This window comes from Nocardiopsis sp. TRM 82005 (genome assembly GCF_056312425.1).
The window spans coordinates 66,384-83,212 of sequence record NZ_JBWDTQ010000025.1; the positions used below are offsets into that span (position 1 = coordinate 66,384).

14 protein-coding genes and 1 tRNA gene are annotated in these 16,829 nt (G+C 71.2%); 9 read left to right on the forward strand and 6 right to left on the reverse strand.

Features of this window, described 5'->3' with window-relative positions:
* Positions 1-155: 155 nt before the first annotated feature.
* The 4 genes from AC0T5L_RS20155 (at position 156) to AC0T5L_RS20170 (ending at position 2,725) form a co-directional block, all read left to right on the forward strand.
* Positions 156-2,027, forward strand: a complete 1,872-nt coding sequence (locus AC0T5L_RS20155) for a hypothetical protein (RefSeq protein WP_476167010.1) — start codon at positions 156-158, stop codon at positions 2,025-2,027.
* A 112-nt stretch (positions 2,028-2,139) separates the two neighbouring features.
* Positions 2,140-2,213: transfer RNA gene (locus tag AC0T5L_RS20160), tRNA-Pro, on the forward strand.
* Positions 2,214-2,369: 156 nt separating this feature from the next.
* The gene (locus AC0T5L_RS20165; protein ID WP_476167011.1) at positions 2,370-2,528 is read left to right on the forward strand and encodes a DUF2637 domain-containing protein; all 159 of its coding nucleotides are present in this window, start codon (positions 2,370-2,372) and stop codon (positions 2,526-2,528) included.
* Positions 2,525-2,725: a hypothetical protein gene (locus AC0T5L_RS20170; protein ID WP_476167012.1), complete on the forward strand. Its 201-nt coding sequence runs from the start codon at positions 2,525-2,527 to the stop codon at positions 2,723-2,725. Before AC0T5L_RS20165 ends, AC0T5L_RS20170 begins: the two co-directional genes overlap by 4 nt.
* 172 nt (positions 2,726-2,897) lie before the next feature.
* On the opposite strand, the gene AC0T5L_RS20175 is transcribed toward AC0T5L_RS20170, so the two are convergent.
* The 5 genes from AC0T5L_RS20175 to AC0T5L_RS20195 form a co-directional block, all read right to left on the reverse strand.
* Positions 2,898-3,671, reverse strand: a complete 774-nt coding sequence (locus AC0T5L_RS20175) for a hypothetical protein (protein ID WP_476167013.1) — start codon at positions 3,669-3,671, stop codon at positions 2,898-2,900.
* Entirely contained in the window at positions 3,607-5,046 is a 1,440-nt protein-coding gene (locus AC0T5L_RS20180; protein WP_476167014.1) for a phosphodiester glycosidase family protein, read from the reverse strand. The genes AC0T5L_RS20175 and AC0T5L_RS20180 overlap by 65 nt, the downstream gene beginning before the upstream one ends.
* 514 nt (positions 5,047-5,560) lie before the next feature.
* A complete protein-coding gene (locus AC0T5L_RS20185; RefSeq protein ID WP_476167015.1) occupies positions 5,561-6,589 on the reverse strand; it encodes an SMP-30/gluconolactonase/LRE family protein in 1,029 nt (342 codons plus the stop codon).
* 57 nt (positions 6,590-6,646) lie between these two features.
* Positions 6,647-8,461: a flavin-containing monooxygenase gene (locus AC0T5L_RS20190; RefSeq protein ID WP_476167016.1), complete on the reverse strand. Its 1,815-nt coding sequence runs from the start codon at positions 8,459-8,461 to the stop codon at positions 6,647-6,649.
* Positions 8,462-8,613: 152 nt separating this feature from the next.
* Positions 8,614-10,041: an MFS transporter gene (locus AC0T5L_RS20195; RefSeq protein WP_476167070.1), complete on the reverse strand. Its 1,428-nt coding sequence runs from the start codon at positions 10,039-10,041 to the stop codon at positions 8,614-8,616.
* A 324-nt stretch (positions 10,042-10,365) separates the two neighbouring features.
* Here AC0T5L_RS20195 and AC0T5L_RS20200 point away from each other — a divergent pair, with 324 nt between their 5' ends.
* Positions 10,366-11,055, forward strand: coding sequence for a TetR/AcrR family transcriptional regulator (locus tag AC0T5L_RS20200; protein ID WP_476167017.1), 690 nt, complete (start codon positions 10,366-10,368; stop codon positions 11,053-11,055).
* 223 nt (positions 11,056-11,278) lie between these two features.
* Here AC0T5L_RS20200 and AC0T5L_RS20205 read toward each other — a convergent pair whose 3' ends face one another.
* On the reverse strand, positions 11,279-12,514 hold the full coding sequence (locus tag AC0T5L_RS20205) for an MFS transporter (RefSeq protein WP_476167018.1): 1,236 nt from the start codon (positions 12,512-12,514) through the stop codon (positions 11,279-11,281).
* 705 nt (positions 12,515-13,219) lie between these two features.
* On the opposite strand from AC0T5L_RS20205, the gene AC0T5L_RS20210 reads away from it, so the two are divergent.
* The 4 genes from AC0T5L_RS20210 to AC0T5L_RS20225 are packed head-to-tail and all read left to right on the forward strand — an operon-like array spanning position 13,220 to position 16,666.
* Positions 13,220-13,942: a methyltransferase gene (locus AC0T5L_RS20210; protein WP_476167019.1), complete on the forward strand. Its 723-nt coding sequence runs from the start codon at positions 13,220-13,222 to the stop codon at positions 13,940-13,942.
* Positions 13,939-14,733: a Rossmann-like domain-containing protein gene (locus AC0T5L_RS20215; protein ID WP_476167020.1), complete on the forward strand. Its 795-nt coding sequence runs from the start codon at positions 13,939-13,941 to the stop codon at positions 14,731-14,733. Before AC0T5L_RS20210 ends, AC0T5L_RS20215 begins: the two co-directional genes overlap by 4 nt.
* Positions 14,730-15,689 carry a GHMP family kinase ATP-binding protein gene (locus tag AC0T5L_RS20220; RefSeq protein WP_476167021.1) on the forward strand — a complete coding sequence of 320 codons (960 nt, stop codon included), beginning with the start codon at positions 14,730-14,732 and terminating at the stop codon, positions 15,687-15,689. Before AC0T5L_RS20215 ends, AC0T5L_RS20220 begins: the two co-directional genes overlap by 4 nt.
* The gene (locus tag AC0T5L_RS20225) at positions 15,647-16,666 is read left to right on the forward strand and encodes a pyridoxal-phosphate dependent enzyme (RefSeq protein WP_476167022.1); all 1,020 of its coding nucleotides are present in this window, start codon (positions 15,647-15,649) and stop codon (positions 16,664-16,666) included. Before AC0T5L_RS20220 ends, AC0T5L_RS20225 begins: the two co-directional genes overlap by 43 nt.
* Positions 16,667-16,829: the final 163 nt, after the last annotated feature.

Genomic DNA, 16,829 nt, shown 5'->3' on the forward strand with positions numbered 1-16,829 from the left:
CCCTCTTGCTTCCGCGCCTCCCGGGAGGAGGGGAGGAGGCCGCCGCGTGCGTCCGGGGCCCACTGTTAGGTTGTCGTCGGACATAACGGACGGTGCGGTCACACGTGCGCGGTGCGGCCGTGCGCCGGGCACGATGCCGACAGCGGAGGCGCAAAGTGGGCGGGGCGGTGGGACCGGGGTACGGGCGCGCGAGGAACGCACTGGCGTGGACCGGGGCCGGGCTGCTCGTCGGTGCCGTCGTCCTCGCGGCCGTCACGGTGGCCGTGAACTGGGGCGGGCACGAGGACGACGGCACCGACGAGGCCGGGGGCTGGTGGATCCCCTCGGTCGTCATCGCCGGACTGGTTCTGGCCTACGGGATCCGGTGGCGCGTGAGGCGCCCCCAGGGCCCCGGCGACGAACCCGAGGCGGGCTACGTGTTGTGGCTCTCCCTGCTCTCGCTGGGCGGCGGGTACGTGGCCCTCGCGAGCTTTCCGGCGGACTCCTTCCAGACGACGGTGGAGAGCGCATGGCGGTACGACCCCTCGCCCGCGGCCGTCAGCATGTGGCTCGTCGTCTGCGCGGTCGCGCTGGGATGCCTGCTCATGCTGGTGTCCACGCACGCGCCCAGTCCGTACCCCGTCGTGCGCTCGCTGCCCTTCGCCTCGGCGGGCGTTCTGGCGGTGGTGCTGGTCAGCGGGCTGGTGGCGGCGGTCGCGTTCCCCAGGGAAGCGCACACCACGTCCGGGGAGCCCGTTGATCCGGCACCCGTACCGGGAGCGGTCACCCGTGTGGGGTGGAGCTGGGAGCCTCCCATGGGAACGCGGATCGACGAGGTCCGCGCCGGGACCCACGGGCCCCTCGTCCTGCTCGACGACGGAGCCGTCTCCCTGGACGGTACGACCGGGGAGGAGCTGTGGTCCTTCCGGCGCCCGCGGGACTGGGGGACGGGTGCGTGGGCCGACGACGAGCACGTCTACGTGCGCTATGCCCGGGGCGCCGAGCCCGAGGAGACCGAACCCGGGGAGCCGGGAGAGCCCGTGGAGCGGACCACGGTGGTGCTCGACACCGGTTCCGGGGAGGTCGCCGGTGAGTTCACCGCCCTCGTGCCTGACGGCGAGGGCGCGCTCGTCGCGGTGACGCCCGAGGCACGGGTCAACCGCTTCCTGACGGACGACGGCGGGGCCGTACTGACGGGCAGGTCCCTGGACGGCGGAGGGGAGCCGTGGTCGCACACCCTGGTGACGCCCGGCGAGGGCCAGGTGTGCCGCCAGGAGGACCCTCGGCGGTACGGCGACGACCTGGTCATCCTGTACGGGTGCGCTCCGGACGAGGAGGTCCGGGCGGACGACCGGACGGCGTACGTGGACTTCTTCAGTCTTTTCTGGAACCAGGAGGCCGAGGTGGAGGTCGCGGTCGCGGCCGTGGACGTCACCACGGGGGAGGAGTCCTGGAGGTACGGGTGGACGTCCGAGCCGGAGGAGCGGACCCCCGAGGTCGTCGGGCGCCACTCCCTCAGCGGGGACGGCGCCCCGGTGGTCGTCCTGAACCGTCGGGGCGGCGGGACCGGGCCGCTCGTGCTCGACGCCGCCACCGGGGAGCAGCTCGACCACCTTCCCGGGTTCCTGTTCGAGGCCGACGGGAGTGCGTCCCGTGCCTACGGGGGAGTGGTGCAGGCCGACACCGGGGGCGGTGTGTTCCCCGAGGACCTGCGCGACGGGTCGCTGGTCCACCGTGTCGACGCCTCCGGTGAGATCATCGAGACGGCGGATCCGGGGAACCTCCTCGCGGGCTCGGCCAACGTCGACCACGTCGTCGCGTTGGACGACATGGTGCTCCTCCCACGGGTACGGGGTCCCCTCGCCTCGAGCGAACAGCGGATCGAGGTGGCGGTGGCACCCTTCGGTGAGTCGGTGTCCTGGGACTCGGCCCAGTGGATCGATCCCGCCGGACGGATCCTGGTGGACATGCTCGCGGTCCCCGGAGCGGTCGCCGTCCACACCGGTGACGAGCCGGGGGAGGCCCTCGTCGAGGGGCTGGTGCCCTGATCCGGACCGCGCGCCGAGGTCCGCCGCCGGAGGGCGAGCGGTTCGAGCGCCTCGCCGAATGCGATACAGTTTCACCTGTTGGCGAGGCCGGGGACGGCCCTCGCGCAGCGGACGGGACGTAGCGCAGTTTGGTAGCGCACTTGACTGGGGGTCAAGGGGTCGTGGGTTCAAATCCCGCCGTCCCGACAGAGAAGTAGCAGGTCAGAGAGAGGTTCGCCGGTTGGCGGACCTCTTTCTTCGTCTCCGGTGGGGTGTCAGCCCACGCCGTGCGGGACTTCGTGCATCGCCCGTGCCGCCGACCGGCGTACCGGTCGGAGTCGGCGGCGGTAGACGCGTTCGGTGGTGTCCTACTCGCATATGTACGAACTCGCCCTGAGCCACGGCGAACCGGAGTGGCGGGCGGCCCCGTTCCCGCTGTCGGTGGACGGCATGATCGTGTGCGCCTCGATGACGCTGCTCAGCGGCGCCCTGCACGGCCGCAAGGGAGTCCTGCTGCCTTGAGTGTGCTGATCATCGGCTCGGGTGCCTCCTTGGCGGCCAACGTCGCGGTGGCCGATCCCACGATGTGGTCGAGGAACGTCCACGTCTGGCCCCCGTTCGCCCTGATCGGTGCCTATGAGCTGCTCATAAGGGAGTTCCGCACCGGTATCAGGAGCGTACGCAGGCGATCAGCAGAGCACGACGGGCGCCGAAGCTGAACGCACCGGCCCTTCTGAAACGGCTGGAGACGAGCCTTCGGACCGTGTCCCCAGCGGCCGGCGGGGAACCTCCTGGACCGTTGCCGCCGTTCCAGACCACGGCGGGGGAGCGGGCGGTCCCGAAGGAGACCGCCGACTCCGCGCTCGAACGCGTCCGTTCCGCCGGTGGGGCTCACCCGGAGGAGCAGGGCTCCGTCGCGGTCTCGGCGGTGATGCCGTCGAACACCACCTCGCCGGCGTAGGCGCGGCTCGGGTCGTCCTCCACCAGGTACACACGGGAGACCGTGACCGGGTGTCCGACACCGTCGGGCACCTCGATGCGCACGTCGCGCCAGCCCTCCCAGCCGACCGCGGGACCCTTGAGGGAGTGTCCGACACCGTGGTCGTCGGTGAGGCTGAGCATGAGGCGGGCACCGTTGCCGTCGCCGCGCACACCCACGGTGAACGAGAAGGCCTGGCGGTCGAGGGCGAGCGGCTCGGGCGGGTGGGCGGCGGCCCGGGTGCGGATGTCGCGGGTGAAGTCGTACGCCAACGCCAGTCCGGGGCCATCGCGCCCGGCCACGGGGCGCGCCCCGGCCTCGCCGCGTGTGGACCGTGCCGTCCACTCCTCCGCGTCGGCGTGGGCCACGACCTCGACCAGCTCGGGGACGGCCCCGATCTCGGCGTCGACCGGTTCGACGGGCGCCGGCTCCCCGTCCTCGGTGATCCCGGTGAGCACGAAGGAGGCGGTGTCGCCGGACGAGGCCAGCCCCAGGCGTCCCGGTGTGGCACGAAGTGTGTCCGGGGCGGGCAGCACCTCCAGGCCGACGGTGCCCCGGACGGCACCCGCCTGCCCCGTGACGGTCACCGGACCGGGGCTTCCCGCGACGAACCGGGGGCCGTCACCGTGCCCGGTGGGTGCGGACAGCCTGATCTCGTCGGTGCGGTCGTCGGGGGTGCCGGGCACACCGGGGCCGGACGGCCCGAAGGCCTCGTCGTGCCCGGTGGCGGCGAGGGTGCGGTGCATGCCGGTGAACACGCGGCGCGGATCCTCCTGGGGCGGCGTGGGGGAGCCGTGTTCGGGCCGGGGTTCCAGCGCGGGCCGCAGCCACAGGCCCGAGGTCCGGGCCGACCCCTCGGGTGCCGTGATCACCAGGCCGTCGGGGACCTCCCGGAGCTGGTCCCCGGCACGGTTGCGCAGCACCGGACGGACACCCCCGGAGCAGGGTCGAGGATCCGCCGCCGTCCAGCTCCAGCGCCTGGGCGGCCCCGGACGCGGCGAGCAGTTCGGCGACCTCCGCGAGTGTGGACCCGGCGGTGGCGGGGTTGCGTCCGTCCGCGGTCACCATGTGCATGGCGTCACCGTCCTCGGAGAACCCGATCGCGGTACGCGGCGCGCGGGAGTCGTCGTCGACGGGGACGGGCTCGCCGTCGCGGACCAGCACGTGCCGCCCGCCGAGGACGAGGCGGGGGTCGGTGCCGTCTGCGGTGAGGGTGTGTTCCAGGTCGACCGGGTCGCCCTCGGACAGGGCGGCGATCTGCTCCACCGCGGAGCCGCGCGCCACCAGGACCTGGTCGTGCTCGCCGATCGGGCCGCTGCCGGGGGTGTCGCCGACCTGCTCGACGGTGCCCTCGGAGATGACGGCCTCGGCGACGGGGGCGGCGGCTGTGCCCCCGGGGCCGGTCTCCGGTTCGTACACGACGTGTTCGCGGGGGTGTTCGCCCCAGTCCGACGTGTACAGGCCAATACCGTTCGCGGGGACGGTGGGGGCGTTGAGGGCATCGATGTCGATGTCCCCGGAGGGTGGGGAAACGGTCCCGTCGAAGGCCACCTGCCGCACGCTGCCCGTGCCGTCGGCGTCGATGACCACGGCGTGGGTGAACCCCTCGCCCGGTGAGGTGAGCACGTGTCCGTCGCGCATCCCCGCGCCCATGGGAGCCTGGGTCGCGCCGAGGTCGAAGTAGCCGCCGTTGACCGAGGCGACGACGGTGGAACCCTCCGGGGGTTCGGCGGCGGCCGCCATGTCCGCGACCGTCACGGGTGAGGTGAGACCGCCTCCGTCGACGTACTCGATCCCGATCTCCTCGGTGAGGTCGACGGTGAGAAGACTGGCGAACTGCTCCCCGCCGCCCTCGGGGCCGGAGACGGGGCCGGACACGAGGTCCACCCCGGTGGCGACCCGCTCCACCACGGATCCGGCGATCCCGGTCGCTGGCGGGACGACGTCGGCTGTCACCTGGAACGGCGGCGCGAACAGGGCCATGGACGCGACCAGCGCGGCGACCGCGGGGACGGCCGCTGAGCGGACAGGGCCCGAAGACCTTGGGCGGGACGGGTTCACGGGGCACCCCTTCGCGTGAGGGCTCGTCCGGGAGGCGAGCGATGTGCCCGGTGCCCGGGCCGTGCCCATCCTCCACGACGGGTGGCCCTTCCAGGGACGGCACACACCGGAGGGTGCGCACATGAGCGCGGGGCGCAAATCCGCGGATTCCTCCCCCGCATCCCGGAGGCGGCCCGTGCGGCTCGGAAACGGGAGCGGCTCTTCGCCGTGGTGCCGCCCCGGCAAGAGCGCGACTGAGGAGACGACGAGAGCGGGCTCCTGGGAGGAGCCCGCTCTGAGGACGTCTCCCTGCTGTCTCCCACGCGGGGAGGGCCCGGAAACGGCTCAGGCCAGGGCGCTCGCGGCCCCGTGGAGGCCCCTCGGCCACCAGGAAAGGGTGATCGGGAGGGAGCCCTCCCGTGGGTCACGATGGGCCGCTGTGGCGGTCTGGGAGACGTTACCGCGCGCTTCGCCGCATGGGGCCACGGGCTCCTCGCGCGAGCGGGGGTGAGCCGCCGAGGCGGTCGTCGGACGGTCAGCCGCCGTTGGACTGACGGATCCCCTCGCCGAGCGCGTCGAACGTGTAGACGAACCCGCCGTCGTCCCCGCTGACCGTCATGTAGGCGTCGGTCGTCCCCGGTGCGACGGCGACGTTCGTCGCCGACTCCAGCCCCTCGGCGGCGTCGGAGGGGACGGTGACCGTCGTGAGGTGCTCGCCGGTCGAACCGTACACGAAGATGCTCGGCTGGCCGTGGACGGCCTGGTAGAGGTTCCCGTCGGCGTCGACCGCGATGGAGTCGATCCGGCTCGTGCCGCCGTCGAAGTGGATGGCGGCGTGGGAGGTCTCCACCTCGGTTCCGTCATCGTTGAGCGCGTAGTGGTCGACGCGGTTCTCGGCGTACTGGCCGACCCAGAGCCCCTCGAAGTCCTCGCTGAACGAGATGCCGTTCGGCGCGGGCAGTTCGCCTGCCAGGACGGTGGCCTCCGCCGTGTCCCGGTCGATCCTGACGACTCTGCCCCGGGCCTCCCACGCGGGGTCCGAGAAACCCGTCGAGTCGCTGACGTACATGTTCCCGGACTCGTCGAAGGCCAGGTCGTCCGGCTGCATAGGCGCACCGTCGACGTCTCCGGAGAAGAACGTGGTGTGGTCGGCCCCGTCCGGAGTGATGCTGTCGATCCTGCCGCCCGCGAAGTCCGTCAGGTAGAGCCGGTCGTCGGACGGGCTGAACTGAGCGGACGTGTACGCGCTGTCCTCGTTCGTGAACACCGGGACCGCCTCCCGGGAGTCGGTGTCCACCCTCAGCACCTTGGGCTCTCCGGCGGGGGCGGTGACGTCGACGACGACGAGGCCGCCGTCAGCGTCGAAGGCCGGGCCTTCGAGCAGGGTCATCCCCGTCTCCTCGTGGACGGAGGTCACCTGGACCAGGAGTTCGGCCGTCTGCTGCGTGTCCTGGTCCGCGTCCGTGGTGGAGCTCGAACACCCCGGCACCAGGCCCGCGACCGCGAGTACCGCGAGAGCACGGACACCCGTCTTGTGTCGTCCTCCGGGGCGATGCGACTGCATGCGGTTTCCTTCCGACCGGGGGTGACCGGCCGCCGGGCGACGGCCGGTCGCGCGGGGCTACGGCTTCGCGTCCAGGACCTCGTGCATGCGGCTGTTCCGCCAGTCCTGGAGCAGCCGGTGGAAGGCCACGGGGCCGGGACTGTACGAGAAACCGCCGTGGACGCCGGCGCCCTCGCGGTTGTAGTAGCCCGGCGTGCACTCGGCCTGGAACGCGGAGTTGTCGTGCGCCGTCTCCCGTACGGTCCGCCCCCACGCGTCGGCCGCCTCCTGCGAGGGCTCGACCACGCGGGCTCCGGCCTCGCGGGCCTCGGCGACGACGGCGGCGATGTGCTCGGCCTGCTCCAGCAGGATGTGCGCGAAGTTCACGGAGTTGGCGTTCTGCACGGTGCCCAGGTGGAAGAGGTTGGGAAACCCGTTGCTGTAGAAGCCGTGCAGCGTGCTGGGCCCGCGGCTCCAGGACTCCAGCAGGTCCCGCCCGCCGCGGCCGCGGACCGGAAGCGCGCCCGACATCACCCCGGAGACGCCGACGTCGAACCCGGTGGCGAAGACGACGCAGTCCACGGGGTACTCGGTCTCGCCGACGACGATCGAGTCCTGGGTCATGCGCGTGATGCCGCCGTGGTCGGCGGTGTCGACGAGGGTGACGTCGGGCCGGTTGAACGTCTGGAGGTAGTGGTCGCTGAAGCAGGGCCGTTTGCACATGTAGCGGTACCAGGGCTTGAGCAGTTCGGCCGTGGCCGGGTCGTCGACGGCCTCGTCCACGCGCGCACGGATCTGGTTCATCTTCTGCGCGTCGACGAGTTCGTCGATCCGCTCGCGATCCTCCGGGGGCACGCTCGTGTCCAGTGCCCCGGAGATCATCTTGCGCTGGAGCCGTGCCGTGGACGTCCATCCGTCCCGGGTCAGGTCGGTCCCGACCGGCTCTCCGGAGACGATCGCGAGGAAGTTCTCCATGCGCTCGCGCTGCCAGCCGGGCCGTAGCGAGGCCGCCCATTCCGGATCGGTGGGGCGGTTGTCGCGCACGTCCACCGAGGAGGGCGTCCGCTGGAACACGTACAGGTGCTGTGCGTCGCGCCCCAGGTGCGGGATGACCTGCACACCGGTCGCTCCGGTACCGACGACCGCGACCCTCTTGTCGGCGAGGCCGTCGAGGCCGCCGCCTGAGTCGCCGCCGGTGTAGCCGTAGTCCCACCGGCTCGTGTGGAAGGTGTGGCCGCGGAAGGCGTCGATCCCCGGGATGCCCGGCAGCTTCGGCTGGGTCAGCGTGCCGGAGGAGGTGATGACGAATCGGGCCCGTATCCGGTCGCCGCGGTCGGTCTCGACCACCCACTCGTCCGTCTGGTCGTCCCAGACCAGACCGGTGGTACGTGTGTGGAACAGCGCGTCTCGGTACAGGTCGAAGGTGTCGGCGATCGCCACGGCGTGCTGACGGATCTCCTCACCGGGGGCGTAGCGCCACTTCGGCACGTAGCCGACCTCCTCCAGGAGGGGCATGTAGGAGTAGGACTCGATGTCGCAGTGGATGCCCGGATAGCGGTTCCAGTACCAGGTTCCGCCGAAGTCGCCGGCCTCGTCCATCATCCGGATCGACTCGACGCCCGCCTGCCGCAGCCGTGCACCGGTCACCAGGCCGCCGAACCCGCCGCCGACCACGATCACCTCCACGGTGTCCGTCAGTGGTTCGCGCTCGGTGCGGGGGGTGTACGGGTCCTTCGCGTAGTAGCCGAACTCGCCTGAGGCCGAGCGGTACTGGGCCGTGCCGTCGGGGCGGACGCGGCGGTCGCGCTCGCGGGCGTATCTGGCCCGCAGCGCGTCGAGGTCGGTCTCGGCCTGGCCGTCGGTGTTCGAGGGCGCGCCGGATGCTGTGGTCATGTGCCGTCCTTCCTTTGTGGCCTCCACGGCACCAGGGCGCGGATCGCGCCGATGGCCGTGAGGGGGTCTGGCGGTCGCTGTGCTGCCCGGGCTCCCCGCGCAGGAGTGAGCGCCCGGGCACGGGGAGAGGCGTCCTTCCGCCCGGTGCTCGGTCAGGCGCCCTGGCCGCTCACGGCGCTGGGGGACGGGGCGCGTTCGGGCTCGGGCCGGCCCGCCTCGGAGTCCGCCCCGCGTCCGGGGAGGAAGACGGCGATGGCGAAGGCGGTGAGCGCGGCGAGGGCGCCCAGGCCCAGAACCAGGGTGAAGGCGTCCCGGGCGGGGAAGACCTCTCCGCCCGCGGTCATGGTCACGTTGGCGATGACCACGCCCGCGACGGCGCTGGCGACAGAGGTGCCGATGGAGCGCATCAGTGTGTTGAGGCTGTTGGCCGCCGCGGTCTCCGACCGGGGAACGGCCGCCATGACCAGGGCGGGCATGGCCCCGTAGGCCAGGCCCACGCCCGCCCCGATGACGGTGGAGGCGATCACGAGTTGCCAGACGGCCGACCTGAACACCAGGCTCAGGCCGTAGCCGAGCGCGACCAGCAGGGCACCGGCCATCAGGGTCGTCTTCGGCCCCATGGCCCGGGAGATACGTGCCGAGACCGGGGACATCGCCATCATCACCAGCCCGTTCGGCGCCATCACCAGGCCCGCGACCAGGATCGTCCGCCCGAAGCCGTACCCCGTGGTCTGCGGCATCTGGAGCAGCTGCGGGATGACCAGGGACATGGCGAACATGGAGAAGCCGAACACCAGGGACGCGGTGTTGGTGAGCAGGACCTGGCGGCGCGTACTGACGCGCAGGTCGACCATCGGGTGCGGCGTACGCAGTTCCCACCAGCCCCACACCAGGAGCACCGCGGCCGCGGCGGCGATCATGGCGCCGGGGACACCGCTGTCCCATCCCCAGTCGGAGCCCTTGGAGACCGCGAGCAGCAGCAGGAGCAGTGCGACGGACAGGCCCACCGATCCGGGCAGGTCGAACCGGCCGCCCGCGCGGATGCCCGGGTCGGGGACCAGTGTGCGGACCAGCACGGCGGCCGTGGCCGCCAGCGCCGCGGCGACCCAGAACAGCAGGTGCCAGTCCGCCTTCTGCACGACGAGCGCGGCGGCGGGCAGTCCGAGCGCGCCGCCCACCCCGAGTGAGGCGCTCATCAGCGCGGTCGCCCCGCCGAGCCGTTCAGGGGGCAGTACGTCGCGCATGATGCTGATGCCCAGGGGGATGACCCCGGCGGCCAGCCCCTGGAGGGCGCGGCCGACCACCATCGGCACCAGGCTGTGGGCCAGCGCGCAGAGCACCGACCCGGCCACGAGGACCGCGAGGCTGAACAGCAGCATGCGGCGCTTGCCGTACATGTCGCCCAGGCGGCCGACCGTCGGGGTGGCGACCGCGGCCGCGAGCAGCGTGGCGGTGATCGCCCACGCGGTGTCCCCGGGGGTGGCGCCCAGCAGGTCGGGCAGCACGGGCACGAGCGGGATGACCAGGGTCTGCATGAGCGAGACGACGATTCCGCCGAAGGCCAGGACGGCGACGATCACGTTCGGCCGCACGGGGGACTCGCGTCGCCGGGCGATGCTGCTTCGACAGGGGCATGGGTCATGGAGCGGGTCCCCGTTTCCGGACGTACGAAAGCGCCCACTTTTAAGTCAGACGCATGACTTAAGATAACAGTACGTATCTGGACGTAACCAACGTCCAGGGCGAGAGGTGAGGAGGACCACATTGGCCAGGTCACCTGGCGGCAGGGCCCGCGCTCCCGCGAGGAGGGTCCGTGCCAACCGCGCACGGTGCCGGGTTCGAGGGCGGGCCCGGGCCGGTCGGCGCCGGTGAGCGGCCCGGGCGGGGCCGGTACGGTGGCCTCTATGAATGGCAGGGTGACGAGGTCGGCCCGGGTCGCCGCGACGCGGGAGACGATCCTGGCCGCGGCGGAGCGGCTCTTCGCCGAACACGGACTGGCTGGAGTCTCCAACCGCCAGATCAGCCAGGAGGCGGGGCAGGGGAACAACACGGCGGTCAGCTACCACTTCGGTTCCAAGACCGGCCTGGTCCGCGCGATCGTGCGCAGGCACACCGAACAGATCGAGGGGCTACGTCTGCACATGGTGTTGGGGGTCGACGGCTCCACCGAGGTGAGGGACTGGATCGCCTGCATGGTGGAGCCCTTCGCCCAGCATCTCGCCGACTTGGGCGTGCCCAGCTGGTTCGGGAGGTTCAGCGCTCAGGTCATGAGTGATTCCGCCTACCGGGGGACCGTGGCTCAGGAGTCCCTCAACTCCCCGTCGCTGGTCCGTGCCGGGAAGGAGTTGCGCAGGTGCCTTCCCGATCTGCCGACCGAGGTCCTCCTGGAACGCCAGGACATGGCCCGTCAGCTCATGGTCCACACGATCGCCGAGCGCGAGCTCGCCCTGGCCGAGGGGGGCCTTACTCCCAGGGACTCCTGGCACCGGGCCGCCGTCGGGCTGACCGATGCCCTCACCGGTCTCTGGCTCGCCCCCGTCACCGAGCCCTCAGCGCAGGCCGGACAAGAAGCCATGTGTCCCGAGAACCCTTGAGTTCCTGTGTGGAGTGCCCGGCCCATGGTGCGTCGACACGGACTCTCCGACGCCGAGCGGGACGTGATCGGCACGCAGGTCTTCGTGCCGGGCTGAGCAGCCGCCCCTCGGCGAACAGCCGGACGGTGCGCGCCCGCCCTGCCCAGCGCGGAACGGGCCCGCCGCCCTGTCGGGTGCGGGCCCGTCCGGTGAACGAGTGGACCTTCGCCCCCGGTGAGACGGCTCAGTTCGTCCTGAAGCCGCGGGCCCCGGGGGCCAGGGCGGCGAGCGCGGGCGCGACGAAACACAGCAGCGCACAGGCGACCAGGACCGCTTCGGTGCCGAAGGCCTGGGCGGCGGGGGCGATGAGGGCCAGACCGACCGGGGCCAGGCCATAGGAGAACAGGAAGTCCAGTGAGGAGACCCGGGCGAGTTTGTCCGGCTCGACCTCGCGCTGGGCGGCGGTGAACCAGGGGACGTTGAACAGTTCGACTCCGATGCCGACGACGGCGTAGGCGGCCAGGACCACGACAGGTCCCACGGGCAGCACCAGGCTCAGCGGGGCCAGCCCGTAGAGCGCGAGTCCGGCCAGCGCGGTCCACCCCTGGTGACGCGGCTTCCACCGGGAGACGAGGAGCGCACCGAGCAGGGCGCCGCCGGTGTAGGCGGTCAAGGCCCCGGCGAGGACGGCCTCGGTGCCGTAGTGGTCGCGGCTGGCCAGGGGGAGCAGAACGCTCGTCGCCGAGTAGCCCAGGGCGATGACGGTGGTCAGAGCCCCCAGGCCCGCGACGAACCACGGGTGGCGACGCGCTTCGGCGAGGCCGTCGAGGAACTCGGTGTGCAACGGCGCCCGCTGGGGCCGTTCCCCAGCCGTGACGTGGCCGCCTCGCGGAAGCAGGGCGGCGGCGAGCCACAGAACCGCCGTGGCCAGCAGGAGGACGTCGGTGCTGGTGAACGTCGACATCAGGGCGGTCAGGCCGGGGGCCACCAGGGTGACGCCGCGGACGGAGAAGGTGATGGCGGCGTTGGCCTGTTGCCGGTCCTCGGGCGGGACCACCTCGGCGGTCAGCGCCTGGAAGGCGGGCCGGCAGGCACCCTGGCCGACTCCGATCACCGCGGCCGCTGAGGCCATCAGCCACATGGTGGACGTCCCCAGGCCGCTGACGAGCGCTGGAGTGGCCGCCGCGGCGGCCAGACCGGAGAACAGCACGACGGCCCGACGGGAGTAGCGGTCGGCGAAGAGGCCGCCGAGCGGCACTGCGACGAGGAAACCCGCGGTCCGGGCGGCCAGGGCGGTTCCCAGGCCCACGGCGCTCAGGGAACCGTCGAGTACGGCGAGTCCGAGGATGAACGGTAGCGCCCAAGTGGCCAGACCCGAAGATGTGGTGCCACACCACAGGCGGACGAAGGCTGGGGCGAGCAGCGGTGACCCCCTTCTTCCACGAGAGTCGGCTGCATTCGGCTTCGTCGTCGAAGGCACGGGATGATCTCATCTCTGAAGGTTGGCTCGGTTCCCTGCAACTCTAGTGAAAATGATAATCAATCGCATCCGGTTTCCCGTCGGAGTCTGAGGGTGTTCCCCGGAGTCCTCCGGCCCAAAGCAGGTGTCCCCTCGCTGGCGGGACGCGTCGGTGCCGACGTTTTCCCCGGTGGTCCGGATGGGCGGGCGGGAGTGGGCGGAATTTCGTGAGATGTCAGGTTTGCGTGGTCCGGCGGTGAAAGTCATGGAGCTCTTGTACGCCCTCCAGTGCCCGGTGCCGGTTCGCTTGCCGCGCGGGGCGCCCCTCGTTCGGGGGGCGGCCGCTCGCGCATGGCGGGAACCGGCTTCTGGGGCGCGGGGCGCGATCCACGCCCGTGGGTGGCCTTGTTGCTGGTCCGGCGTGTGGGCGCCTTCCGAGGCGGGTGCCCCTGGCGGTGCTGGGGGCGTGGAGGGTGAGTTCTGGGCCCCTGGGGGCGGCCGGCCTCCCTGGGAAGAACTTGCTTCAAGGATGACAATGATTTTCATTCCGCCTATAGTCGCCACTGGCAACGGCTGAGGGGCGACCACCCCCTTGGTAGTTCGAGACAGGACACGAGGGGGCACGCATGTCCGTGGAACGAAGGCTCGGACAGCAGCACACCCGCAGACCCCCGGCGGATCCCCGACCCCAGGGTGACCAGGACGACTCCTCCGAAAGGAAAACCCGTGGACCCTTCCCTGATCGCACAGCTTCCCCCACCCCTGCCCGCCGAGCGGATCATCAGGCTGAACCAGTCCAAGACCGATCTGCACACGTACCGGACCTACTCCTGGAACGACTGGGAGTTCGTGGCGCCACCGGGCGTCTTCCTCCCCGGGTTCACCAGCCGCATGATTCACCAGCGCATCCTTGACGACGACATCGATGTCCGTGGCCGGCGCTACGCGGCGATGGGCGCCGGCCTCGGAGTGGAGGCCGTCGTCGCCGGCCTGCGCGGCGCACGGCAGGTCTTCGCGCTGGACGTGCACACCGCCAGTGTCCGTGCCACCGAGGACAACTACGAGAGACTGGTGCCCCGGCCCCGGCGGGGCCGCTTCGTCCCCCTCGTCTCAGACGTCTTCGACGGCCTTCCCGAGGGAGAACGGGTGGACGTCATCACCTTCAACCCCCCGGCCGTGAGCCAGACGGTGAGCGAGGACCCCGACATCGTCCGCAACGTCTGCGCGGGCACCCCGGTCACGGACGCCTTCTTCTCCCAGATCGTCGAACGCGGCCTGCTGGCCCCCGGGGGACAGGTGTACTTCATCGCCTCCAACACCGCGGACCTGCGCCGCACCCTCGGTTACGCCCTGGAGGTCGGATTCACAGCAGGTGTCCATTACCGCCACGACTGGCAGGACGGCGTCCTGACCTACCTCTTCGAACTGACTCTGGGAACCCAGCGATGAGAGACCTCGACGAACTCTTCCGGTCCGCGCTCGACCAGCCGACTCTGCCCGTGGCCACCAGCGTGTTCTGGCTCCACCACGGCACACGGCTCGCGGGCGGAGAAGTCACCTACCTCAACCAGTATGTTCTGGCCCGGGTGGGACGAGCCTTCGGCGCCTGTTCCTTCACGCCCGGAGAGCTGGAGCCGGCCGTATGCGGTGAGCTCTCGGGCAGCCCGCTACGCGACCTGCTGGCCCAGGGGCCCCTCCCCCTGCGGCTGGCCGCGCTGGACGCCTACCTGGCCCAGGCCTCCCCCCACGCCCAGGACGGCCGTGCCGAAACAGTCGTCCTCCCCCAGGGCACGCCCGAGGAGCGCGCGCAGGCCCGGGACGCGGCCATCGCCGAGCTTCTTCCAGAACCGAGTGGCCGCGCGATCGCCCTCATCGGTGTGGTGAACCCTCTGGTGGCAGCCATCCAGCAGCGGGGCGGACGGTGCCTGCCCTGTGACCTGAACCTACGCCGCACCCAGTGGGGCGACCCCGTCACCCCGGACATGGAGGAGGTGCTCGACTCCGCCGACGCCGTCGTGGCCACGGGCATGACCCTGGGAAACGGAACGTTCGACCGGATCCTGCACCGCTGTAGGGAACGCGACGTCCCCCTGGTGGTCTATGCCCAGAGCGGCAGTGCCGTCGCACGCGCCTTCCTCGGAGCGGGGGTCACCGGGCTGTCGGCCGAACCCTTCCCGTTCTCCCAGTTCAGCGCTGACCCCACCCCCCTCTACCGGTACCGCTCGGGAGGGGAGAGGTGAAGCCCGGGGTCGGGTATGCCACCTGCCACCACGGCGAGATCCTCCAGGGTGTCTTCCCCGACGAGGACGAACGTCCCTGCCGGGCCCTGGTCACCCTCCCGATGGCCGAACCCCTCACCAAGGCCGTGTTCGTACCGAGTACCAGCGGTCCCCCACACGTGTCCGTCGAGCCCCGTGGCAGTGTCAAGGCCGCGCGAGCGGCCCAGCTGGCCCTCGCGGAATGCGTGCGCGTGACGGGGGGCCGCGTGGTCGGAGGGAGGCTGTGTATCACCGGGGGGCCCGCGCGCGGTCTGGGCATGGGGTCCTCGACAAGCGATGTCACCGCGGCGATCCGTGCGGTCTGCGCCGCCTCGCGGGTGGTGTTGGAGCCGGCCGCCGTCGCACGTGTGGCGGTCGCCGCCGAAAGCGCCTGCGACCCGATCATGCACGGGGACCACCCCATGCTGTTCGCGCAGCGAGAGGGCAAGGTGGTGGAGAACCTGGGCGCCGCCCTGCCGGCGATGGTCGTCGTGGGTTGTCTGACCGGCGCCGGTCAGCCCGTCAACACGCTCAACCTCTCCTCCCCCGTTCGTCCCGAGGACACCATCGGCTACGAGCGGTTGCGCTCCTCCCTCAGAACGGCCATCGCCAAGGGTGACGCGGCCGCGGTGGGCCAGGTCAGCACGGAGAGTGCCGTCCTCAACCAACGTGTTCTGCCCAAGGCCGAACTGGAGGTTCTCCGGGACGTCGCACGCACGTGCGGAGCGGTCGGTGTTCAAGTCGCGCACAGCGGCAACGTCGCGGGGATCCTCTTCGACTCCACCACTCCGGACCTGGCGACCTGGCTGGCGGCCGCGAGCACCCGGCTGAGCCGGGAGGGGCTGCCCCCCATACGTACCTTCTCCACCCCCAACCCGTACACCGGGGAGCGATCTTGGACGAGCACGTATCCGACGCTGTTGGCAGACCAGACCTGATCGATGTGGGAGATGGGCTCGCATGCCTGCGCTTCGAGTCCATGAAGGTGGTCTCCGCGCTTACCGCGGTACGACACCTACTCGACACCGGAGTAGTACGTTCCGGGGAGACGCTGATGGACAGCTCCAGCGGCATCTACGCGTACGGGCTGGCGCTGGCGGCCCACCGGTACGGCCTGCGGTGCCACATCATCGGTTCCACCACCATCGACCACACCACACGCGTCCAGCTGGAGGTCCTGGGAGCGACTCTGGAACAGATGCCGCCCTCCGACGATCTACGGCTTGACCAGAACCGGCGCGTGCGACGCGTCAAGGAGATCCTCCGGGAGAACCCGGACTACCACTGGATGCGCCAGTACCACGACTCCATCCACTATCTCGGCTACCGAACGGTGGCCGAACTCGTCTACGAGGAGTTGGGCGACACCCCCCTGACCCTGGTGGGAGGCGTGGGCTCAGGAGCCTCGACAGGAGCGCTGGCCACCTTTCTACGAAGACGAGCGCCCCGGACCGAGCTGGTCGGTGTCCAACCCTTCGGCAGCGTGACCTTCGGAAGCGACACCAAGGCTGACCGCGAGATCATCATCGCCGGTGTCGGAAGTTCCATCCCCTTCGGAAACGTCGAGCACACCCTGTACGACACCATCCACTGGTTGGGGTTCCGGGCGGCGCTCTCCGGCAGCGTGGACCTCCTGCGCCAACACGCCGTCTTCGCGGGCCTGTCCACCGGAGCGACCTATCTCGTGGCGCGATGGGAGGCTGAGAGGGAAGCCGGCCGGCGCGTCGTGTTCATCGCGGCCGACACGGGACACCGTTACGTTGACGCGGTCTTCGCCCGCCACGCGGAGGCAGCGCCCATCACCGAGTTCGCTCCCCAGGAGATCGGTGACCTCGCTGATCTGGAGCTTCCGTGGTCCCGTATGAAGTGGGGGCGGGCCGAGCCGCCCACCCAAGCCGTCTACAGCCGGGACTGACCGCCATGGAGTGAGGCCGCGGGCGGCGCGGCAGGCGGGAGGAGCCCTGGCGCGCCGCCCGCGGAACGTCGGCTGGGCGGGTGGCGTCCAGCCACCGCCCAGCCGACGTTGACCCACACCGTCGGTGTGCCCTCCGAAAGGGGTGGCGGCCCTGGGCCTGGAG